The sequence below is a fragment of the Streptomyces sp. NPDC051105 genome, from assembly GCF_040682795.1.
In the GTDB taxonomy this organism is placed as follows: Bacteria; Actinomycetota; Actinomycetes; order Streptomycetales; family Streptomycetaceae; genus Streptomyces.
On record NZ_JBFBBR010000003.1, the window covers coordinates 572,367 to 592,633 of the forward strand.

23 protein-coding genes are annotated in these 20,267 nt (G+C 67.7%); 7 read left to right on the forward strand and 16 right to left on the reverse strand.

The genetic code is table 11. From position 1 onward, the window contains the following. Positions 1–6: 6 nt before the first annotated feature. From AB0N16_RS10115 to AB0N16_RS10150, 8 genes are all read right to left on the reverse strand, one after another. Positions 7–1,314 carry an ATPase, T2SS/T4P/T4SS family gene (locus tag AB0N16_RS10115; protein ID WP_365794939.1) on the reverse strand — a complete coding sequence of 436 codons (1,308 nt, stop codon included), beginning with the start codon at positions 1,312–1,314 and terminating at the stop codon, positions 7–9. After that, positions 1,311–2,150 (reverse strand): hypothetical protein, encoded by an 840-nt coding sequence (locus tag AB0N16_RS10120; protein WP_365794941.1) that lies wholly within the window; start codon positions 2,148–2,150, stop codon positions 1,311–1,313. Before AB0N16_RS10120 ends, AB0N16_RS10115 begins: the two co-directional genes overlap by 4 nt. 16 nt (positions 2,151–2,166) lie before the next feature. Continuing rightward, on the reverse strand, positions 2,167–2,886 hold the full coding sequence (locus tag AB0N16_RS10125) for a hypothetical protein (RefSeq protein WP_365794942.1): 720 nt from the start codon (positions 2,884–2,886) through the stop codon (positions 2,167–2,169). Positions 2,887–3,917: 1,031 nt separating this feature from the next. Next, complete coding sequence (locus tag AB0N16_RS10130) at positions 3,918–4,517, reverse strand: hypothetical protein (protein WP_365794944.1); 600 nt, start codon at positions 4,515–4,517, stop codon at positions 3,918–3,920. Beyond that, complete coding sequence (locus AB0N16_RS10135) at positions 4,517–5,140, reverse strand: hypothetical protein (RefSeq protein ID WP_365794946.1); 624 nt, start codon at positions 5,138–5,140, stop codon at positions 4,517–4,519. Before AB0N16_RS10135 ends, AB0N16_RS10130 begins: the two co-directional genes overlap by 1 nt. Then, positions 5,137–5,952, reverse strand: coding sequence for a hypothetical protein (locus AB0N16_RS10140; protein ID WP_365794948.1), 816 nt, complete (start codon positions 5,950–5,952; stop codon positions 5,137–5,139). The genes AB0N16_RS10135 and AB0N16_RS10140 overlap by 4 nt, the downstream gene beginning before the upstream one ends. 45 nt (positions 5,953–5,997) lie before the next feature. Further along, positions 5,998–7,404 carry a hypothetical protein gene (locus AB0N16_RS10145; protein ID WP_365794950.1) on the reverse strand — a complete coding sequence of 469 codons (1,407 nt, stop codon included), beginning with the start codon at positions 7,402–7,404 and terminating at the stop codon, positions 5,998–6,000. Further along, the gene (locus AB0N16_RS10150; protein ID WP_365794952.1) at positions 7,401–7,703 is read right to left on the reverse strand and encodes a type VII secretion target; all 303 of its coding nucleotides are present in this window, start codon (positions 7,701–7,703) and stop codon (positions 7,401–7,403) included. The genes AB0N16_RS10145 and AB0N16_RS10150 overlap by 4 nt, the downstream gene beginning before the upstream one ends. A 255-nt stretch (positions 7,704–7,958) precedes the next feature. Here AB0N16_RS10150 and AB0N16_RS10155 point away from each other — a divergent pair, with 255 nt between their 5' ends. The 3 genes from AB0N16_RS10155 to AB0N16_RS10165 all read left to right on the forward strand — a co-directional run bounded on the left by AB0N16_RS10155 (position 7,959) and on the right by AB0N16_RS10165 (position 10,350). Continuing rightward, the gene (locus tag AB0N16_RS10155) at positions 7,959–8,369 is read left to right on the forward strand and encodes a hypothetical protein (protein WP_365794953.1); all 411 of its coding nucleotides are present in this window, start codon (positions 7,959–7,961) and stop codon (positions 8,367–8,369) included. An 824-nt stretch (positions 8,370–9,193) separates the two neighbouring features. Beyond that, entirely contained in the window at positions 9,194–9,799 is a 606-nt protein-coding gene (locus tag AB0N16_RS10160; RefSeq protein WP_365794955.1) for a hypothetical protein, read from the forward strand. Positions 9,800–9,852: 53 nt separating this feature from the next. Continuing rightward, positions 9,853–10,350, forward strand: a complete 498-nt coding sequence (locus AB0N16_RS10165) for a hypothetical protein (RefSeq protein WP_365794957.1) — start codon at positions 9,853–9,855, stop codon at positions 10,348–10,350. On the opposite strand, the gene AB0N16_RS10170 is transcribed toward AB0N16_RS10165, so the two are convergent. The 4 genes from AB0N16_RS10170 to AB0N16_RS10185 all read right to left on the reverse strand — a co-directional run bounded on the left by AB0N16_RS10170 (position 10,340) and on the right by AB0N16_RS10185 (position 14,016). Further along, the gene (locus AB0N16_RS10170; protein WP_365794959.1) at positions 10,340–11,821 is read right to left on the reverse strand and encodes a putative T7SS-secreted protein; all 1,482 of its coding nucleotides are present in this window, start codon (positions 11,819–11,821) and stop codon (positions 10,340–10,342) included. The genes AB0N16_RS10165 and AB0N16_RS10170 overlap by 11 nt on opposite strands. A 5-nt stretch (positions 11,822–11,826) precedes the next feature. Further along, complete coding sequence (locus AB0N16_RS10175) at positions 11,827–12,534, reverse strand: hypothetical protein (RefSeq protein WP_365794961.1); 708 nt, start codon at positions 12,532–12,534, stop codon at positions 11,827–11,829. Continuing rightward, positions 12,524–12,841, reverse strand: a complete 318-nt coding sequence (locus AB0N16_RS10180) for a hypothetical protein (protein ID WP_365794963.1) — start codon at positions 12,839–12,841, stop codon at positions 12,524–12,526. The genes AB0N16_RS10175 and AB0N16_RS10180 overlap by 11 nt, the downstream gene beginning before the upstream one ends. Positions 12,842–13,746: 905 nt before the next feature. Beyond that, positions 13,747–14,016, reverse strand: coding sequence for a GntR family transcriptional regulator (locus AB0N16_RS10185; RefSeq protein WP_365794965.1), 270 nt, complete (start codon positions 14,014–14,016; stop codon positions 13,747–13,749). Positions 14,017–14,198: 182 nt separating this feature from the next. On the opposite strand from AB0N16_RS10185, the gene AB0N16_RS10190 reads away from it, so the two are divergent. Together AB0N16_RS10190 and AB0N16_RS10195 are read left to right on the forward strand one after the other, a co-directional pair. Then, complete coding sequence (locus tag AB0N16_RS10190) at positions 14,199–14,543, forward strand: hypothetical protein (protein WP_365794967.1); 345 nt, start codon at positions 14,199–14,201, stop codon at positions 14,541–14,543. Then, positions 14,540–14,920: a hypothetical protein gene (locus tag AB0N16_RS10195; RefSeq protein ID WP_365794968.1), complete on the forward strand. Its 381-nt coding sequence runs from the start codon at positions 14,540–14,542 to the stop codon at positions 14,918–14,920. Before AB0N16_RS10190 ends, AB0N16_RS10195 begins: the two co-directional genes overlap by 4 nt. Before the next feature lie 383 nt (positions 14,921–15,303). Here AB0N16_RS10195 and AB0N16_RS10200 read toward each other — a convergent pair whose 3' ends face one another. Further along, positions 15,304–16,191 carry a TIGR03619 family F420-dependent LLM class oxidoreductase gene (locus tag AB0N16_RS10200; RefSeq protein WP_365794970.1) on the reverse strand — a complete coding sequence of 296 codons (888 nt, stop codon included), beginning with the start codon at positions 16,189–16,191 and terminating at the stop codon, positions 15,304–15,306. Positions 16,192–16,614: 423 nt separating this feature from the next. Here AB0N16_RS10200 and AB0N16_RS10205 point away from each other — a divergent pair, with 423 nt between their 5' ends. Then, complete coding sequence (locus AB0N16_RS10205; protein ID WP_365794972.1) at positions 16,615–17,286, forward strand: hypothetical protein; 672 nt, start codon at positions 16,615–16,617, stop codon at positions 17,284–17,286. Then, the gene (locus AB0N16_RS10210; RefSeq protein ID WP_365794974.1) at positions 17,277–18,365 is read left to right on the forward strand and encodes a hypothetical protein; all 1,089 of its coding nucleotides are present in this window, start codon (positions 17,277–17,279) and stop codon (positions 18,363–18,365) included. Before AB0N16_RS10205 ends, AB0N16_RS10210 begins: the two co-directional genes overlap by 10 nt. Before the next feature lie 59 nt (positions 18,366–18,424). Here AB0N16_RS10210 and AB0N16_RS10215 read toward each other — a convergent pair whose 3' ends face one another. The 3 genes from AB0N16_RS10215 to AB0N16_RS10225 are packed head-to-tail and all read right to left on the reverse strand — an operon-like array spanning position 18,425 to position 20,228. Next, positions 18,425–18,988: a hypothetical protein gene (locus AB0N16_RS10215; RefSeq protein ID WP_365794976.1), complete on the reverse strand. Its 564-nt coding sequence runs from the start codon at positions 18,986–18,988 to the stop codon at positions 18,425–18,427. Continuing rightward, positions 18,988–19,653 (reverse strand): hypothetical protein, encoded by a 666-nt coding sequence (locus AB0N16_RS10220; protein ID WP_365794978.1) that lies wholly within the window; start codon positions 19,651–19,653, stop codon positions 18,988–18,990. Before AB0N16_RS10220 ends, AB0N16_RS10215 begins: the two co-directional genes overlap by 1 nt. Continuing rightward, complete coding sequence (locus AB0N16_RS10225; RefSeq protein WP_365794980.1) at positions 19,650–20,228, reverse strand: hypothetical protein; 579 nt, start codon at positions 20,226–20,228, stop codon at positions 19,650–19,652. The genes AB0N16_RS10220 and AB0N16_RS10225 overlap by 4 nt, the downstream gene beginning before the upstream one ends. Between the last annotated feature and the right edge of the window lie 39 nt (positions 20,229–20,267).

Genomic DNA, 20,267 nt, shown 5'->3' on the forward strand with positions numbered 1-20,267 from the left:
GTCACGTCACCCCCACGCCCCGTGCGGCTGGTAGCCGTAGGCCATCAGGTCCTCCAGGCAGGCTATGGGCGCATGCGGTACGACCCGGCCGTCGGGGGCCTCCGCGAACACCTCGCTGGACAGCACCCGGCCGTCCACGCCGTTGACCTCACGGACCGAGGTGACCATGCGCTGGAGGCGGCCGCCGGTCTGGTAGTTGTTGCGCCGCTGGATGAAGACGACGAAGTTCACCGCGCCCGCGATCAGCATCTGGCTGGCCTCGATGGGCAGTCGCTCGGAGGCCTGGAGCGCGTACGTCGAGATACGGTTGAACACTTCGCTGGAGCTGTTGGCGTGGATCGTGGAGAGGGACCCGTCGTTACCCTGCGACATCGCGTTGAGCATGGTGACGATCTCGTCGCCGAGGACCTCACCGACGATGACCCGGGACGGGTTCATACGCAGTGAACGGCGGACCAGCTCGGCCATCGAAATGGTGCCCTGCCCCTCGGAGTTGGGCAGCCGCTCCTCGAACGCGACGACGTTCGGGTGCAGGTCGTGGAAGGTGTCGAGGCCGAGTTCCAGCGCGCGCTCGACGGTGATGAGCCGCTCGTGCGGCGGGATCTCGTTGGCGAGGGCGCGCAGCAGCGTCGTCTTCCCGGCGTTGGTCGCCCCCGCGATCATGATGTTCTTGCGGGCGCGCACGGCGCAGGCCATGAAGTGCGCGACCTCGGGCGTCAGCGTGCCGTTGCCGACCAGGTCGGAGATGAAGACCTTGCCCATGCGGGCGCGGCGGATGGACAGCGCGGGCCGCCGGGTGACGTCCATGACGGCCGAGAGCCGGGAGCCGTCGGGGAGGCGGAGGTCGAGCTGCGGGTTGGCGGAGTCGAAGGGCCGGGAGGAAAGACCCGAGTAGGCGCCGAGCACCTGGATGAGCTCGACGAGTTCCTCGTCGGTCTCGGCGACCGGATCCCCCTTCGCCTCCCGCCCGTCGCTGTATCCCACGAACACCTGGTCGCACCCGTTGATGTCGATGTTCTCGACCTCGGGATCGTCCAGCAGCGGCTGCAGCCGCCCCACCCCGAACAGCGCCGCGTGCACGGCGGCCGCGTACTGCTCCTCGGTGTCCGCGTCCAGCGGGGTGCGCCCGGCGTTGATCTCCGTGCGGGCGTACTCCTCCAGGATCTGGGCTATGACCGCGCGGGCGTACTGCCGTTCGTCCTCGGTGGACATCGGCGTGACGCCGGACGCCTGGTCCTGGCGGCGCTGCTCGGCGATCCGGTCGCCGGCGTCCTGCCGGAACCGCTTGACCAACTGGTGGTCGACAGCGGTCATCGGCCGGCCCCCGCATGGGGCGCCGGCGTGGGTACGGACCAGGCGGCGCCGTACTGCTGGTGGAGGTCGGCGGTGACCTTGCGGGCCGAGCGGATGAGCAGGGACTTGTCGAGGCGCCCGCGCTTGCGGCCGGCCAACTGGTCGGCGCCGGCGGGGTCGTCGGCGATGGTGCCGACCACCCGGGCACCGGTCTGGGCGTGTACGAGCATGTCGTTGACCTGATTGACCAGCTTGCCGGAGCCGGCCGGGTCGGCGATCAGGACGACCCCGATCAGCGGGGTCGCGAGGGCGGCGGCACCGCGCGGGCCGCCGTGCAGCTTCTGGGCGAGCGCGGCGGCACGGTCCCGAACGCGGGCCAGGGCCTCGGGCTCGGTGCGCGAGACCAGCAGGACGAGCGCGGCGTGCGGGAGGAGTTCCACGGCGGGGGTGTCGCCGCTGATCCGACCGCAGTCGGCGATGACGTCGGCGGGCGCGTTCGGGGAGTCCGCGAGGGAGGCGAAGGCGTGCCCGAGGGTGGGCCAGAGCCCGGCGAGACCGGCGGCGTGCTCAGCGATACCGAGCCCGACGAGGACCTCGAGTCCGCCGCTCAACGGCTGGACGTGGTCCCAGAGTTGGTCGGGCACGAGCCCACGCCGGGCCGTGGCCGCTATGGAGAGCATGCCGGTGTTGGGGTTGAGCGGTCCGCCGTGCGCGGCGGCACTGCGGTAGACGAGGTCGCCGCCGGCCGGGTCGGCCTCGGCGAGCAGGACCCGGCGCGGCCAGACCGCGGCCAGCGCGACGGCAGCGGTGGTGACGCCGGGGGAACCCTTGTCGGCGGCGATTGCGATGAGCGCCATGGGGTGGGGCCGCCTTCTAGTTGCCGTTGCCGGGTACGAGGACGAGGGCGACCTCGCCGCCTGACGCGGCGTCGGCCAGCTCGGCGGCCTTGTCGCTGTCGACGGTGAGCGTGATGGCGTAGTTGGTGCTGGCGGTGAAGTCCGAGCCGCTCTTGTCCTCCGGTACGGCGCTGACCTTGGCGTCGCCCGTGATCAGCGAGTCGGTGCCGGAGGAGGACGAGGAGGACGAACCGCCGGAGGAGGAGCCGCTGACGCGGTAGGCGGCGACGGTGTCGCCCACTGCGATACCGCTCGGGTACTGACCCTCCTTGAGGGCCAGGCCAACGGTGGACTTGCCGGCGGGAAGCTTGCTGCCGCTGCCGAACATCTCGCCGACGGCGACGGCACCGGCGGGGATGGTGGTAACGGCCTTCAGCTTCTTCAGGGTCTCCAACTGGGACCACTTGACGTAGTGGATGCTGGAGTCGTCGGCGACCATGACGGAGGTCACGTTGCTTCCGTTCACGGACGAGCCGGCCGGAATCTCATCCGTGATCTTTATGACCTCGATCCGCTTGCCGGCCTGCAGTACGAGCGTCGTAGCACCCAACGCACCCAGCAGGATCAGCAGCACCGCGAGCGCGGCCAGCGCGGGCTTGCGCTCGCGCGGCGCGGTGGGAAGCCGGTCACCGACCGAAGGCTGAGCCGGACCGGCGGAACGACCGGCGCCCGCCCCCGTACGCTCCTGGATCTTCACGCAACCGCTCCCCGTTACACCCAAGACTTTGTCTGTCAAGAACTCTGAAACGCCGTCAACGCTTTCCGCACCGCGAAAGCGGACACTCCACACGAATCACCCCGACTCGGCCGATTACTCCGCCGCGGGGTGAGTGTCAAGCGATCGCACCGTATCAGCCGCACATAAGCCCCTCAAGGCGCGTTCGAACACCTTGACCGCACTGCAATCGTCGTTCCGATCTGCAACGAGGGAGACCCTTGGGCCAGTTGGGAGTAGGGGGACACGGACACGGGCCGAACTGTGCGCCGGCGAATCCCGAACCTCCTGCTCGGGCACCCTCCACGCCAGGAGCCCTCACCACGCACCCATGAGGCCTGCACGAATCACTCACGTCGGTGTGACCGACACATGCCAGGATTTTTGCCTCGCGGGTGCGGGTGCGGCGCCGGTGCCGCCTTGCGTGTGGTCTCGGTCACGGCTGGGGCGGCCGTGCCCGAACTGTCGCAGATGATACGGCGGTTGCCGACTGCAACGCCCGAATAGGATCAGCCGGCCCGGTGAAGGTTCGCCGGCATGAAGGAAGGGGAGGGTGCCGGGCCGTGATCGAGCCGTCGTACCGCCCTCACTGGAAGCCCCCCGAGGGCGAGGAGCTAGCGACGCGCGGTCGGGTGTCCTTCGCGACCGGGGCCGCGGGGCGGGTCGAGGGACGCCGCTGGTTCCGGGACACGGAACGGCCCGACATCCAGGGCAAGTTGGCGGGGTGGCCGACAGGGCCGGGGTATCGCCGACGCTCTGGTGCCGTCTGACGTCCTTGGAGGGCGAGGGACTGCTTCGGCATCTGGCCAACCGGCTGACCGGCTGACCGGCTGACCGGCTGACCGGCTGACCGGGAGGGAGATACAGCGGCAAGCGCAAACGCCGTTCGGTGGGGCCGAGTTGGGTGTTCGCCCATTATCCCAGGCTGTTGGCAGTGGGCATCGCCTCGACGCTCGCTTCTGCTGTGCTGCTCGTGTGGCTGATGGTGGTCCTGAGCCGGCGAGCCGACGCGGCTAGGACGTGACCCGAACCGTCTCCGCCAGCTCGTCGGTCAGCTCGCACAGGGCGTCCGTGTGGGCCAACGCCCGCCAGGACGTGAGCAGGACGAGCGCCCACGTCTCGTCGGCGCGGATGCCGTACGCACAGGTCTCCAGCACGGTCCCCAGTCCGTCCCGGCCGACGTCCTGGACGTACGCGTGCCGTACGCGCACCGCCGGGCCCGCGGGAAGGGTACGGAGCTCGGCCTCGGGCGGGCGGTAGGAGACCGGGGTGGGGGCGGCGAGGTAGCGCTGGAGCAGGTCGACGGTCATGACCGGGTAGGTGTCGTCGGCGACCAGCGCGGACAGCTCGATCCGGGCGAGTTCGCCGAGGCGCGGCTCGGGGACGTACGACAGCGCGGTGATGGGGCCGCGCTCGCGGGAGTCGGCGGCGGCCTCGCGCAGTTCGGCGGCGAGAGCATGGCGAAGCCGGGGTTCGTCGTCGTCCTGACCGACGCGGCGCGCGGCCGCCTCCGCGGCCCACGCGTTCAGGTCGACCCCCGCCTCGCGCACCGGCAGGGACATGGCGTCCTCGGGCACTCTCATACGCACCGTGGACGCGGCGAACTGGGGCATCAGGCCATCCATTGCAGAGTACGGGCGACGGAGTCGAAGAGGCCGACCAAGGCATCGGCGAGCGGCTCCATCGGGGTGGAGAAGGAGAGCAGCAGCCGCTGATCGCTGTGCGGGACGGCGAGATGGACGTCCAGGTGCGTGACAGCGAGCTTGTTGCCGTCGGGATCGTCGGCGGCCGGGCGACGCAGATAGCGGTGGCGTACGGCGGGGCCGGCGGGGAGATCGACGAGGGTGACGTCCTCGCCGGTACCGCGCAGGGCGAGGGAGCGGGCGATGTCCCCGAGGTCACCGGCCTCGGTGCCGGGCGGTGGCCGTAGCACGGTGACGACCAGCCCGGCGGAGACCGGGACCTGGCCGAGGATCCGGTTCATGACGTACATCTCGACACCGCCGTTGGCGTGCGCCGCCTCGGCCTGCTCCCGCATCCGCTCCGCGAGCGCGGCCTCCAGCCGCGGACCGGCCTTCGTACGCCGTAGACCGCGCTTGACCAGCTTGTCGATACGGTGCGGCCACCGGTCGGGATCGAGCACGATCCGCTCCCACCCGTCGGGGACGGCGAGCCGGTAGTCGGAGGGGGGTGCCGAACCGGCCGCATCGGCCGAACGGGTGGTCTCGCCGTTCATCCCGCTGCCCCTGCCCCGATCGCCTGGCCGTACCGGTTGCGCCGTCCCATGACCACCACCGCCACCGGTGCCAGCACGAGCACCGCGGCGGCGCCCAGGCAGAGATAGCCCTCAAGAACGCCGCCGATGTCGGACTTGGTGCCGAGGGAGGGCTTGTAGTGGCCTGCCGGGTCGACGACGGCCGTGGTCGACCGCCCGACCCGGTCGGCACAGTTCTCCTTGTTGTCGATCACCTCGTGGACGGACCCGTCGCGCAGCCGGACCCTGCAGTACGTCTCACGGGTCCCGTGCGTCCACTGATGGGTCGGGGCGGCGATGGTGACCGTCTGTTCCACCCCGCGCAGCTGCAAATACCAGGCGTTGGCGAAGTACGAGCCGACCAGAACCAGTACGAGATAGGCGGCCGCGGTGACATACCGGGCGACGGGGGCCCCGCGGGTGTCACGGGTCTTGAAGGCCACCCAGAACACCGGCAGCCCGAGCAGCAGACCGACGAACGCCGCCGCCTTGCCGATGAACAGGCTGGAGAGCAGGCAGACGGCGACTGAGGCGGCGGCCACCAGAAGCAGCCGGGCCCACGGCCACGCGGGCGTTCCGCCGCCGTACCCGTACCCGGTCCGCGCCGGCCGGGGACTGGTGGTGGACTCGGAGAACTCGGCGAGGATGGCGCGTACCCGCCGCATGCCGTCCGGGCCGGCCGCGATACGGCGCAGCTCCGGGAGCCCCATGCCCGCCTCTTCCAGCGCCCGCTGCCATTTCTCCGGCAGTTCCGCGAACAGTTCGTCGACGGACCGCTCGTCCTCGCTCGCCACGTGATCCTTGCTCTCTCCGCTCTGGGTACCTGACAGCCGATCGGGTCAGCCGCTGGTGCTCCAGTGCCAGTTGTAGAACGGTGTTCCGCCGGCCCCGATACCCGGAATCTCCTTCGCCCCCTGGAGGAAGTTCGGCCCGGTGCCCCATGGCTCGTCGGGGTGCGTGTGCGCCAGGTTCGACCAGCCGGCCAGGAGCGGCAGCACCTGGCTGCCGTAGTAGAGGGCCTTGGCCTGACCTGCCATCGTCTTGAACGAGGAGTCCGCGACCTCCGACAGCTTCGGCGCCGATTCCGCGAACGCCTCGGCCGCCCTGCGCACTGCAGGGGCATCGCGGATGTCGGTCGCGAACGCCTTGAGGTTCAGCGACTCCTTGACCACCGAGCGCATCCGCGGCAGGAGTTTCGTGGGCCCTTCGGACAGCGCCTTGCCGATCTCGCCGGGCTTGACCCCGTTGAGCGTCTCGGCGAGTTCGCGGGCCGCCGTCGGATTCAGCCCGATCTCCCGTGCCAGCTGGAGGTCCTTGACCGCAGAGGCGCCCCGGGCGGCCGTCGCCGCCTCCTTGGCCGTCGTCCCCAGGACCCGCCCGGCGCCGAAGGACAGCACGCCGACGGCGTCGATGGCGACGTCCAGCCAGGTGCCTTTGCCGTCCAGTGCCGAGATGGTGTCGCAGACCAGTGCGACGACCGAGGCGATGAGCGCCAGCGCGGCGAGCACCTCACCGAGGACCGGCACCCAGCTGAGGGCGAGGGCCAGCACGCCCAGCACCGCCGCGGCCACCCCCGCCCAGTGCCCGATGTCAGCGACCCAGTCCTTCCAGTTGTCCCACCAGTGGTGCTCGGGATCCTTCAGCCCGTCGTGGTCGATGGCGTCCCGGATCGCCTTGGCTGCGTACCCGGCCTGGGTGTCCCGGTAGTCGAGCGCGGCCCGAAGCTCCCGCTTCGCGGCGTCCAGATCCCCGTCCGAGGCCTCTTTCTGCCGCTTCAGCTTCTGCTTGTCGGGATGGCTGTCGCTACTCGACGGATGCTGGTCGATCTGCTTCTGGTAGTTGCTGCTGTCGGCATCGGCCGCGGCGGCCTTCTTCAGCGCCGAACGGACCCGGTTCTGGGCGTGGTTGAGGGCGGTGGCCCAGTTCTCCCGGACGGTGTCGGCGATGGGCTCGTACGGCACAGAGGATCCGAGGGCCGCACCCGCCGCCGCGTACCGCTGGTGCGACTGGCTGAGCAGCTTGACGGTCTCCCCGGTCTTCTTGGTGAACTCCCTGCCCGCGTCGGAGTCCCACCCGTTCCCGTCGACGAGGTTGTTCAGCTTGCCGGCCTGCTCCTCGATCAGCCTGGCGGTGTCGGAGATCCGCTTGCCGAGCCGGGCCACCTCGTACGGATCCCCCGGCGTGAACTCCCTGTCGTCGTACCGGGCCGTCTGCCAGTCGATACCGGAGAAGTCGTGATCGCTCACTTGTCCCCCGACTGGGCCTTGAGCAACGCGTCGGCGAGATGCTGATCGACCCCGTCGTAGGCCTTGGCCGCCTCGCCCGCGGTCTTCCCGAGAAACTCCAGCCCGTCGCAGAGCTGCTTCCGCTTCTTCTTCCAGTCGTCGGCGAAGTCACCGAGGGCACCGGCCACATCACCGGACCCGATCTCGGAGCCGTACGAGTCGACGAGATCCTTCGCATGCTCGAAGCTGGACTTCAACTTCGCGACCGACCGGCTGATCTCCCGCAACTCGGTCGTGGACACCCTGACGTGATCCGCCACTACTACCCCCGTGAATACCTACGTACCCGGCCGCCCCGCAGGACGCAGACGGCCAGGGTCACTGTGGGGCGGGGGTTTCAGGGGTCACAACCAACGGACCGCAAAGGGAGCTCAAAGGAGAGGGCCATCGCCCAGCTGGCCGCATCGACCCACACCAAATCCACCCGGGCTTCACAGTGATCACGCAAGTCGGTCGCTGCCTTGATCGACCTCGCACGGCATGTGTTCTGAATCGAAGAGCAAGACAGAGCCCGTATGAACCCCGCGGACCATCCCACAGCCTGGGAGCACCCTCCGACCCGGCGCGCCTGGGGCAAGCAGCTGATGATGAGCGTACTGGCTCTCCTCGCCTGGGTCGCGCTGTGGTTCGCCCTGCTGGCCGTTCTGACGGTGATCCTGGGGCCCGGATACGCGATCTTCGTCGTGCCGTTCCTGATCTACAGCTTCTACCGGGCCTTCCTGCAGCTCTTCGTCGTCTCCGCCGTCTTCCGAATGCGTCGGGTCCTGCAGGTGTACCTGTGGCAGCTGTCCCACGAAGTGCGGTACGGCCTCACCAGGCGGACCGATGCCGTCGGCAGGCAGTTCGGCTGGTTCGAGTTCCCGAACCCGGCCCAGCGGGAGGAAGCGCTGCCCATGGTGTTCGGTCGGCACTGGGGAGTCGGCTAATGGAGCCGCCGTATGCCACCCCGTGCGGCATCGGAGCTCAAGGCCCAGATCGGCGAGGTGTGGTTGGCCGGCGACCCCCGTTTCATCGGGGTGCTGGCCGCGCCCGCGTCCGACGGGTCGATGCCCCGCCGCTTCCGTTTCCTTCATCAGCAGACCGGGTCGGACAGAGGACTTCGTGCCGTCGCCGACTGGGGTGCCACCGCCGAGGACGTCGAGCGCGGTCGTCGGGCCGGCATTGTGCCCGCACCGTCCCTGAATTCCGCTGGGCCCCCTGATCGGTGAGTGCGGCGCGGGCGGTGGCGACAGCCGAACCCCATGCGCATGTCGAGTACCTGGATCTGCCCGGCGGACCGGCATCCACGGGTGAGACCGTACGCACGCCGTCCCCAACCTCGGGCTTGCAGCCGACCCCGCTGCTCCAGGTCCATGCCTACCTTCCCCACCCGGACCACGAGCGCATGGCGGTTCTCACACTGAGCTCCACCGCGGTGGTACGACGTGTCCAATACCGCGCGATCCCTCCACAGCATCGCTGAACTCACCAGTTTCGAATCGCCCTTTGGACGAAGGGCAGAAAGAGCGGTGAAGGAAGGGCGCGGGCACCCGACCTACAGGAACCCAGCGCGCGGCACTCTCCTATGGGCTCGGACTCGTGCCGGGAAGCGTGGTCGGCAAGAGCCGCACCAGTCCCACGGCCCGTTCGCCCCACTGGCGGGGCACCGTCCTCCTGATACCGTCGGCCTGAGGCGCCGAACTGCTTGCCGATTCCGTTTAGCGAACGGCAGAATCGGAACAACTAACCAACTGTCGGGAGGGTTCAGCGCATGGGGGACGTAACGTCTCGTACCGCCTTCGATGATCCGGACACATCGCGTGCGTGGCAGCGAGCGCAACGACGGTCCACCGCCGCTCTGACTTTCTGGGGCCTCTCCCTTCCCGGTTTCTTCGTACTGGGCACACTTTTGTGGGAATCGCTTGTGGGTGGGTCACTCCCCATCTATGTCATCGTTCCGCTGGTCCTTGCGTCAGCGGTCGGAATCGGCCTGTCGGAGCGCCGTCGGTCACACGTCAAGCAGATGAAGGGCATCCTGGCGGTCTACGCGTGGCAAGACCATCCGCCGCTCAAGAGCGTTCATCCAGGGGACGTCGCACACTTTCAACTCCCCGATCCGGATGCCTCGAGCAAGAAGGTCAGTGTCGTCGCACTGCGATATGGGCTCGGTAAGCAGTGGCGGGCCGCGATGACCGAGGCTCGAGCCCAGGGGTTCACACTCGCCGGCGACCCGCGCTTCGGCGTAGTGATCTCACCGCGAGGGCAGCGTAAGTTGATCGCCGTGCAGCCCAAGCACCCACCGCTCACCGGCGGACGCCCGAACGAAGTGGACGAAGCCTCTTGGCGGCAGGCGCAGGCGGCTGGAATTGCCCACTGACGGTCACGGGCCGAACAGTTCCGAGAACCCGATGACAACAAGGTGAGATTTCCATGCCTGAGTTCCTGTACTCCGCACTCGACGATCAAGACGATGTACTCGACGGCATGTTCCAGGGGCATCTCGATGTCAAGGGAAGCTCCGGGAGCGCCACTTCGCGAAACCCTCGGCACGCAGACGGCGGCATGGGGATCATTCTCTTTCCGGCGCTGGTCGATCTGCTCGACGGTGTGAGCCAGCTGCTGCGGCGTGAACGCGGTACATTCAAGTGCTCCGGAATCGGACTGCCGCTGAAGTTCAAACTCAAGGACGGGCGCATGACGATCAGTCATCGCTGGACGGTGATCGACGAATCGTCACCACAGTCCACGGCCACTGCCCTCTGGACGGCGGCCCAGCAGCTGGCAGGCAGCCTCCTCGACCGCGTCACCGAGCCCACCCATTACACCGAAACGGCCCCTGACGGAACTGATCGGTACATCGACTTCCGTGTCCAGGTGAAGGAATCACTAACGCGGTTCGAAGAATCGAAGGCGCAGATCACCTACTGAAGGCGGCCCTGGCAGACAAAATACCGGGCTTGTACCCCACGCCGCTATCGCCGTAGCCGCTAACGGTATCCAACAATACGCCGCTGGTATCAAACTTGGCACCAAAGAACGCACTGTTGACCGTGGCCTTGGTGACACTGGTGAGAAAACCCTGAGTAGCGCCCACGACGGCTTTGCCCATCGGCGTTTTTCCAGCCAAATTCATACCTAGCGCCTGATACTGCCGACGCGTCATGTTGGTCAGGCTGCTCTCGTAGATGACCTTGCCCATCTTATTGAAGCCCTTGCTCACCAGCGAGCCCGTGCTCACACCGATGGCGTTACTGACGAGGTTACCCAGAGCGTTCTTCTTGACATCGCCCCAGCCGCCGTTCAAGGCATCCTTGAGTGTGTTCTTGAATTCTCCCTTGGCGAATGCGAAACCGACCTTTCGGAAGCCCTTGAGGTCCTCGCCCATATGCCACAGCTTGATCAGACGGGCGCACGCGACCTCGGCCTTCCTGACCTTAATCGCCATACTGATCCCCTTCACAAGCCTGCCGGCCTTCGCCAACATGGCCAGCTTGCCCACCACCGGGATACAGTCCAAAACTGCGAAGAGAACATCTCCCCAACCCGCCTTACCCTGTGCGAATTTTGCGATCGTATCGGCCAGCACGATCAAGGCTGCAGCCAGGACGATCAGGGCGAAGATAGGGCCGCCGAAAAAGAGCAGCAGAATGCCGGCAACGGCAACAAAGAACTTGCAGGCGGTGACAAAGTTGTCCCAGTTGCCTGCAATCCAGTCCCCGACCTTCTCGTACCACTTCTTGTTGTGAATCCCGGTATCGGAGGCACTGTGGATGTCGTGGACGAGTTTCGCCGCGGCCTTGTCCTGGTCCTTGCCGGCGTTCTCCGCCTTCGTCCTCAGTTCGGCCAACTGCGCGTTCAGGCTGTCGACCTGGCCCTGCGCCGCCTTCTGGTGCTGGTTGGCGTGCTGGGCGTCGCGTGTCGCCTTGCGGACCTTCTCCGGGTCGGGGGCCGCCGCGTTGCCGGTGGGGTTGTTGAGCTTGTCCTGCGCGGATTTGGCGTTGTTCGCCGTAGTGGTGGCACTCGCCAGCCGGGACTGCGCCCGGGAGAGGTCGCCGCGCAACGTTCGGGCCTTCGCCAGTGCGTGGTCCGCCGTCGTCTGGGCGTGTTCCAGCTTCCCGGCGTAGGTCAGCAGGGCGCCCGAGACCATCTCGTACGAGTCGTGGAGCTTCTGCAACTGGCCGGGCAGCTTGCCGATCTGGTCCTTGAACGCGTCCATCGCCTTGCCGGCCGACTCCTTGAGGACGGAGTCCTTCGAAGCGGAGCGGATTCCGCTGAGCACCGTGGCAACGTCTTCGACGAAGGTCTTGTACCGCTGGCCCTGGAGTTTGACCTCGTGCGGATCGCCGGGCGTCGGGTCGTCGTGCAGGTCGAGGTTGTGCCAGTCGGCAGGGCGGACCATTGGGCTCAGCTCTCCGTGTCGAGGTCGGCGCGGTAGACGAAGCGGAAGGTGCTGGTGATGAGGTCGAAGAGCTCCAGCATCGGCTCGACCAGAGCCAGTTGGGGTGTGCTGGCGCTGATGACGGCGACCTTCGGGTTGCCGCCCGGGAAGGGGATGAGGGTCTGCATCATCACCGCGCGGTAGCTGCGATTGTCGTCGGGGATCTCGACGTCCTCGATGCCTTCGGTACGCGCGGCCTGGCCCGCGTCCGGCAGCTCCACGAGGCGCACGCGACGCCACGGATCGGTCGGCCGACGGCCGGGGGCGATCGGCGTCAGGACGCCCATGAGCGTGTCCAGTCCCGTGACGGCGGTCTCGCCGGTGGTCTCGTTCACCGCCGCGCTCACGCTGACCGTGAGGCTGGCCACCATCGGCTCGTCGTCGACGATCTCGCACATGGAGCCGGAGTAGACGACGTTGTTCTTGCGGGCCTCTCGGGCCACCTTCTTCAGGGTCCTGACCAGATCGGCCTGGTGCTCAGCCAGCTCGGGACGCTGCTTGATCCGCTCCGCCACCACCTCGCGGATCGAGCGGTTCACCGTGGCGGGGTGGACGTCGAACTCGTACCAGGTACTGGGGACCTGGATGTTGATGCCGATGACGTCCCCTGGGGCCGCTCCGGCGAAAGGGTCCTCGGCGGCAGGCTCTTCGGTGCGGGGAGCGTCAGTTTCCACCCTTGCCCTCCTTCTCGTGCTTTCGGACGGCGTTTCGGAGATCGGCGTCGAGCTTGGTCATCTTGTCGACGATCTCCTGCGCCATCTTCGCCACGTTCTCGAGGCCGACGTCGATCTCCTTGCGGCCGTCCTTCCAGCCGTGCATGAAGTCTTCCATCGCGTCGAGGGCCGCGCTCGAGCCCAGCTCTCCATTGCCGAGTTTCCGGTCGACCTGGCCGGTGTCGTCCATGCGCTGTTTGATCGACCGCAGTTGACCCGCCAGGTCGTCGAGGCCGGCAAGACTCAGGACGAGATCGCCCTTGGACATGTCCGGTATCCCCCAATACCTCAGATTGCGCTGCCATGGCACAAGTCGCTTTTGCAATACGGCCGTCGGAGCTTACTGCTCATCACACGCACGACGACGGCCGACCGATCCATTGCAGCACACACGTTACAAGCTGCCACCGTGTCCACTCCGGCCGCCTCGGCCGTCCTGGAGGCTGAGGAGGCCCCTTACAGGGCAGGGGGTTTGCGACTCTCACCGCACACCCGATCGAACGCAAAGCGCGACAAAGAAGCACGGATACCCTCGATCGCTCGGCCTCTGACTGTTCACGTTGGCGAACATTCGATCGCACGGTACCGCCGGCACCTTGAATAATCCTTTACCTCCAATCGATTCGGCCTTCCCTCGGCAGCCATACCGCCAGGGGCCCGCAGGGCGGCACGGCCTTCGACTGCCCCATACCCTCGATAGACTTGTCACCCGACAGCTTCTTGGCGCTCCCGCTCGCCGGTACCTCGGAGGAACGCGCCGCACGCGCCCACACCTTCCGTTGCGCCTTCACCGTGGCCGCCGCCCAGACGGATCAAACGGATCCGGGGATCGCGGGGCATCCTCGCCGCGCTGAGCAGCGATCCCCTGCGCGACGCCCGCCGGATCCCGACCGGCCCGTACACCGCCGCCTTCACCCTTCATACGGCATCCGCCGAATACTGGGGGGGAGTTCTGCGACGGAGCGGCGGCGATCCTGCGGACCATGTCCTTCCCCACCCTTGAAAACGAAACGGGCTCAGCAGGACAAGGCTGCAGCGGAGCCGACGAGTCGGCCTCGGAGAACTGAGCGCCCACGAGTCGACACACCCTTGCCGGTGTCCCAAGAAGAAGCGGGGCTGCCGCTGAGTAGCCAACAGGGCTGAACGTGCCGCGCAACGCAATGCGCGGCACCTTCAGACGTTCGATCCGTCCTCCGTAGGGGCGCCGCCATCTGACTCCGGCATCCCGATGACGTACGTCCCCTTCGCGGGCAGCGTCGCCACCAACCCTCGCTTGCGGAGTTCGACGATGGCGCGGCGCACGGTGCCGATGCTCACGCGGTACAGATCCGTCATGGCGCGCTCGCCGGGCAACGCGGCCCCCTGCGGCAGTTTTCCGGAGGCGATGTCTGCCGCGATGGCGTCGGCGAGTTTCACGTACTCATAGCGCGGAAGCTCGGTCATATCTCCACCGTGCCGCAGCCCTACGCATACCGCAGGATCAGAACGCGTCCCACCGCAGTGGGACGCGGAATATATCTCGGGGGTGCAGGGGGACGCAGTTATCGGTATGGTCGAAATGACAGGACCCCGGCGAGGTGGCTAGACCTCCCGGGGCACGGCCAACGCTTACAAGGAGCGTCGACATGCACGACCTTATCCCCCGCGCCCTCCAATGGCTGCGCCTCCTCTTCGCCCCCGGCACCGGGAAACGGCGCCGCCGTCCTCACCGCCCACCATTCCCCCACGTCCACTTCACCCTCGTACGCTGCCCCCTCACCGTCGAGGCCTCGCGCCTCCCCCACCGGTCGCCGTACGGCCTGGCCACTCTCCTCGACGGCGCCGAGTCCGCCCTTGTCCGCCCCTACCTCACCGCCCACGAGCGCGAGGCCGCCCTTCAGCAGCGTCGCCGCCTCGCCCTCGTACTCGCCGCCGACTTCGGGATCGACCTCGACCAGCACGTCATCGGCGCACCGGAGGTGGCCGCGTGAGGGAACAGCCAAACAGCCACGCGCACGCCCCGATCTCCCCCCGCCTCCTCCCCTGGCCCACCCCCGAAGGCAAACCGTGTTACCTGGTCACGGACAACGACGGCGGGTATCTCTCCCGCCTCGCCGACGACCTGGAGACCGCCCAGCTCGCCACCGGCACCGACGTCCTGGGCCGTGCCCGCCAGGTGCTGGACAACCCGATGTCGCCGTACACCGAGGTCCGCTACGCCGGCATCCGCCTCGCCGAGTGCCTCACCGACGCGCTGCGCGTCGCCGACTCCCGGGGCAGGCGCTTGGTCGTACCGGATGACGAGGAGGACCGCGAAAGCACCAACGGCCAGGCACCGCATAGCGCAGGGAGCGAACTGCGGTCGTAGCCGCGACGCATCGAAGGAGTTCACCGGTCATGACCGCCCACGTTGCCGAACCGACAGCGACCGTCCGCCCCTGACCGGCGCACTCCAACTCCTCGACTCCACCGACCGCCGCTCCCGCCTGACCCTGCGCGTCTACAAGGTCGGCGCGCAGGGTGAGGTGACCGAGGACCGCGGCAAGCTCGAGACCCTGGCCGACGGACGCGCCGAACCGGCGCCGCGGACCTCGGCACACCCGACGTGCGCCTACCCGAGATGCAAGGCACCTCGAAGTGCCCTGCCCTCATAGGTTCGCCCGCATCCGCAGCGAGAAAAGTATCCGCTGGGCCGAACGCCCCCTCGCCGCTGCGACCTGAGCACCCCGGTCGATCTTTCCGTTCACGCCATCAGGCGAGTTGTGGGGCGACCTCGGCTGCGATCCATTCCATCGCCTCCCCGACGTGCTCAGCCGTGACAGGCAGCCACATGGTGCAGGCAGTGAGTCCTGCCTCAGCGAGTCGCCCGAGGTCGTCGGTGACGCTCGCTGCGGTGGGCGTGGCGCCGCCGAGTGGCCGTCCAGGTGGCGATACGGCCGCGGGGATGCCGGGCGGGGTGAGGAACGCGGCCGAGGCGAGGATGAGGTGGTCGGCCTCCCCTGCGTCCGTTGCGAGTTCATGCAGACGGCGTCGCACGTCCGTGACCATCGCGGGGTCGGCGCCGGTGCCGTACCAGCCGTCGCCGAACCGCAGCGCGCGGCGCAGGGCGGCGTCGCTGTTGCCGCCGACCCACACGGGCGGGCCGCCAGGAGTGACCGGAGGAACTCCCAGGCGCGCGGCGCGCAGCGTTGTGAACGGCCCGTCGAAGTCGGCGGGGCGCCGGGTCCACAGGGCCCTGGCGGCAGCAAGGTGGTCGTCTGTGCGCGCGCCGCGCTCCTTGGGCGGTACGCCGACGGCGTTGAACTCGTCCGGGTTCCAGCCAGTGCCGACGCCCAGGATCAGGCGGCCGCCGGAAACGACATCCAGGGTGGCCGCCTGGTTGGCGAGCACCAGCGCCGGGTAGTACGGCGCGACGAGTACGGACGTCAGCAGCCGTAGGTGCGTCGTGGCGCCCGCGACGGCCGCCAGCAGGACGAGCGGGTCAGTGTCGAGGCCGAACCCACTGTCCAGGAGACGGTTGCCGACCGCGACGTGGTCGAAACCTAAGTCCTCGGCGTGGCGCGCAGCGCGGAGCACGCTGCCTCCGTCGTCGAGCGGCCAGCGCGGCTGGAGGGAGACGCCGAGGCGCAGCAGGGGCATGGGGTGACCTTTCGGTGGCGGTCCGGTGGCGGCGACAGGGCGAAAAATCACCTGACAGCCCTGTCGCCACACCCCAACTCCGGTACTGCCTCGACTCATCCCACTGGAAGGCATCGGTCGCCCATCGGGGCGTGCGCTGGGCCGATGCCTCAGGGCAGCTGCGGCATGCAAACAGCCCGGTGAGCCGTCCTGGCCACAGCAATAGCGAAACGGAACTCGCGCCTCACGGTGGCCGGGCACGGCGTCCCGACACATCCGGGTCGTCATCCGTTCGGGCGAGATCAGGACACAGGTCACACCTCCGCTTACCCCATCCGCCCGGAATTGTCACCATTCACAGGGAAGTTCGCTCTGGCGAAACCGAGAACCTCCCCGATAGCGTCGGGTCTCTTGAATGGACTTTTTTCTCACGGGGAGTTCACTGTGAAGCGCCGCACCTTGCCCGCCGCTGCCGCGCTGGCGGCAACCGCAGCACTGCTGTTGACCGCCTGCGGCAGTGGGGACGACAAAGCCAGCGACAACGACAAGATCGCCGGCGCCGACCAGGAAACGAAGACGCCGACGCCTTCGGCATCCACTTCGGGAGCACCAGCAGAGGACAAGCCGGACGGCGTGGATCTCTCCCTGCCCAAGGACATGAACCTGGTCTTCGACTGGGCCAAGCCGAAGGACAAGAACGAGGAGGCGGCGATGGGAGACGCCGCGAACTTCGTCCGTGCCATCTACCAAGGCATCGACAAGCGCACGACGAAGACTGCGGCCGTGACCACCTACTCCACGGGTGACGGGCTGCGTTACGCGAAGGCTCAGATCAACAGCAGGCTCGACGGCGACTGGACGGCCACCGGCACCCGCCGGCACTACGACGCCACCACCCGGTCCGCCTCCAACGGCAGTTCTGTGGAGGTCGACTTCTGTGTGGACTCCAGCAAGTTCTATACCAAAGAGGTCAAGACCGGGAAGGTGCTGACGAGCGAGCCCGGCATCGGGGACTACGACTACTTCAGGATCGTCATGGTCAAGTACCCCACGGCCGAGGGCCTGTGGCAGGCGTCGAAGGTGTACGTCCAGGCGAAGGCGGCGAAGTGCCAGTGAACAGGTCACTGCGTACGACCCTTACCACCGGCACGGCTGCCCTGACGCTGGCCTTCGGTGTCCTCGCCCTCGCGGAACCAGCCCACTCGGCAGAGTTGCCGGGCAACACCACAGGTTCCGACAAGGAAGCGGGCGGCGCCGACGACACCAGCATCTACGCCGCCGCAAAGATCCAGTACTCCGGCGCCGTCACCAAGAGCGGCGGCACCGGAAACGTGACGTCCTCCGACGTCAACTGGACGCCGCCGCCCTGCTGGTACGCCCCCTACCTCGGCGCCAAGGACTTCAAGAAGAAGATGTCCGGGCAGATCGAGAGCGCCAAGAACACGCCCGGCATGGGCGGCACCGCGGGCGCGGCGATCGGCGAGATGCAGCGTCACTACGAGGACGAGTACGGCTGGACCGACACCCCCGGCTACAAGGACTACAACGTCGACAAGGACGGCGAGGGGATGTTCTGGGCCGCCGTCGAGAATCCCGACGAACCCGACGTACTCAAGCGCAGCTCCTGCAACGACCTCCCCTTCTGGGTCGACAACGGCGACACCCCACCGGCCCAGTATGAAGAGGCCATCAAACCGGAGATCCTCGCCGCCCTCGCGTACCAGCGCATGCAACTGCCCGACACCAAGGTGACCCTCGCGCCCGAGGCCACCACCAAGGTGAACCTGCCGACTTGGGCCTGGCTCGACAAGGCGGTCTTCGACGAGGTCCAGGCCACCGCGGCCATCAACGTCCCCGGCTTCGGCATCCAGGCCACGACCACCGCGAAGCCCGTCTCCCTCAAACTCGAACCCGGCACCACGGACGCCGAGACCTTCCCCGCCTCGGGCCAGTGCGCCATCAACGCCGACAACTCCATCGGTCAGCCCTACGCCAAGGGAGACGCGGACAAAACACCGCCCTGCGGAATCAGGTACCTGCACTCCTCCGGTGACAGCGTCTTCAAGCTTCGGGCGACGATCACCTGGAAGATCTCCTGGACGGGCACCGGCGGCGCGGGCGGAGACCTGCCCGACGGCACCTTCGGAACCACCCAGGACGTCACCGTGCAGGAAATCCAAGCGGTCAATCGCTGATCAGACGCATGTGACCGCGTCGGAGTGTCCGGTCAGGAGGACCCCGAAAGCGGTGGTCCTCATGCGATCCACCGCAACGACTCCGCGATCGAGTCGCAGAGTCTGCGCATGGGGCCGGTCACTCCGCTGAGCGGCACCGCGAACGCAAGGGCCAGGTAGCCGACGCCACCGGGCATCCGGACGTACAGGTCCAGAGTCGTGGGGCTGAGGACCCGCACGGTCTCCCCTGCGGGAAGGACCGCGGTCGAGATCTCCGCGGCGGAGGCGTTCTGCCCCTGCTTCGCCTGGAGCGATTCCTGGAGATCCCGGGGGGTCAGTCCCCCGGGGCGCGGAATCAAGGAGACGATGAGCGAGGCGGGCAGGATGCCGCCGCCATCCAGTTCCGGTCTCAGGAAGAACTCCAGCGCACCTGTTCTGACCCCGGCCTCGGCGGTGTTGCGCAGGGTGGCCCAGGCCTCCTGCTTGAGCTCGGCCGGAACGTTCCTGCCCTCGGCCTGGTGGTCCACGAACGTCTTCAGCTGGGCACGCCAGCGGTCCTGGGTGAGATCGATGCGGAACCAGTCCCGGGGGACCAGGAGCCGATAGTCCCTGGGAGGTGCCGTGGCGTCGGGCTCCGCGGTCATCAGGACATCACCATCGGCTTGCCCGACTCGTTGAACAGGCGGACGCTCTTCACGACGCCGGCGAACATGGCCGAGAAGACCTCCCAGGCCTGCGGTGTGGGGGTGCCCATCTCCAGAAGCAGGACCGTCCCGTTGCTGAGCGGTATCTGGACCTGGATGAAGGAGGTCACCACCGGCTCGTCGGATCCGGACGCGGTCAGACTGCCGGGCAGACTCCCCTTCCGGGTCCCGATGCAGGACACCGCAGGGCCGCACGGCAGCTCGATCTCGGTGACCTCTCCCATGCCGAGGTGACGCATCGTCGAGCCCAGGAACCCGACGGGATGCGCGCCGGCCCTCTCGTCCAGATCGGTCATGCTGACGGAAACCGTCGCCGTGCAGCGCTCCCCGTCGACCTCTGTCATGACGAAGCCGGAGTACTGGATGCCGGCCTCGACGAAGGAGTCGTAGTGCGCGGCGACCATGACCGCCCACTCCAGTTGTACGTCGAAGGTGGCCTCCGGCATCACGGCGCCGGCCAGCGCGACGAGTTGCTCGGCGGTCTCGTCCAGGCTCTCCGAGTCCATCGGGATCTCGAAGAAGCCCTCCGGCATGATCCAGCGGACGTCGATGCCGGGTCCACCGATCGAGCCCTGAACATCCTCTTCAGCTGCTACGGCGCTCACGACAGGCCTTCTCCATCGGTGGTTTGCGGTTCGTCCGCTTCAGGGTGGAACGTGGCCGCGAAGGGATACGGCCCGTAGTAGGGATAGTGGGCAGGAATGTCCGCCCCCTCCCTGCGCGCAAGATGCGCCAACTCGCGATATCTCCGCGCCCGGGCACGGAGGTTCTGGCGGACAGGGTTGCCCCAGTGGGCCTTGGCGGCGCGTACGTACACGGCGAGCAGGATCAGTACGACGCCGGCGGCCACGGCCGCAAAGACGACACGTGCGGTGTCCGACTCCCAGTACTGGACCACGCCACCCCAGTACACCGCGGCGCCGAAGCCGGTGATCGCCAACGGAACACCGGTCTTGAACCCCGCGTTGAACATCGCGGTCTCGTCCTCGTGCCGAAGCCGCAGCATACGAAGGACCGCTCCGTCGTCCAGGAAGTCGAAGCGGAGTTCTCTGCCCGACCGTTCTGCGAGCGCCTTGGCGGCAGGGGCCGCGGCAATCACCTCACCGGGTACGAGCCGGACAGGATCCGTGCCCCTGCGGCCGACGAATTCCCCTTCGTCGAGGTCGCTCGAGTCGCTCACGTGAATCGCCTCCTCTCATGCGGTGTGTACCGTCTTCGA

What these genes read in the sequence shown, in the direction of transcription:
- AB0N16_RS10115 (WP_365794939.1), bottom strand. Translation starts at nt 1,314, where the DNA reads ATGACCGCTGTCGACCACCAGTTGGTCAAGCGGTTCCGGCAGGACGCC.
- AB0N16_RS10120 (WP_365794941.1), bottom strand. Translation starts at nt 2,150, where the DNA reads ATGGCGCTCATCGCAATCGCCGCCGACAAGGGTTCCCCCGGCGTCACC.
- AB0N16_RS10130 (WP_365794944.1), bottom strand. Translation starts at nt 4,517, where the DNA reads ATGCCCCAGTTCGCCGCGTCCACGGTGCGTATGAGAGTGCCCGAGGAC.
- AB0N16_RS10135 (WP_365794946.1), bottom strand. Translation starts at nt 5,140, where the DNA reads ATGAACGGCGAGACCACCCGTTCGGCCGATGCGGCCGGTTCGGCACCC.
- AB0N16_RS10155 (WP_365794953.1), top strand. Translation starts at nt 7,959, where the DNA reads ATGAACCCCGCGGACCATCCCACAGCCTGGGAGCACCCTCCGACCCGG.
- AB0N16_RS10160 (WP_365794955.1), top strand. Translation starts at nt 9,194, where the DNA reads ATGGGGGACGTAACGTCTCGTACCGCCTTCGATGATCCGGACACATCG.
- AB0N16_RS10165 (WP_365794957.1), top strand. Translation starts at nt 9,853, where the DNA reads ATGCCTGAGTTCCTGTACTCCGCACTCGACGATCAAGACGATGTACTC.
- AB0N16_RS10170 (WP_365794959.1), bottom strand. Translation starts at nt 11,821, where the DNA reads ATGGTCCGCCCTGCCGACTGGCACAACCTCGACCTGCACGACGACCCG.
- AB0N16_RS10180 (WP_365794963.1), bottom strand. Translation starts at nt 12,841, where the DNA reads ATGTCCAAGGGCGATCTCGTCCTGAGTCTTGCCGGCCTCGACGACCTG.
- AB0N16_RS10185 (WP_365794965.1), bottom strand. Translation starts at nt 14,016, where the DNA reads ATGACCGAGCTTCCGCGCTATGAGTACGTGAAACTCGCCGACGCCATC.
- AB0N16_RS10190 (WP_365794967.1), top strand. Translation starts at nt 14,199, where the DNA reads ATGCACGACCTTATCCCCCGCGCCCTCCAATGGCTGCGCCTCCTCTTC.
- AB0N16_RS10200 (WP_365794970.1), bottom strand. Translation starts at nt 16,191, where the DNA reads ATGCCCCTGCTGCGCCTCGGCGTCTCCCTCCAGCCGCGCTGGCCGCTC.
- AB0N16_RS10215 (WP_365794976.1), bottom strand. Translation starts at nt 18,988, where the DNA reads ATGACCGCGGAGCCCGACGCCACGGCACCTCCCAGGGACTATCGGCTC.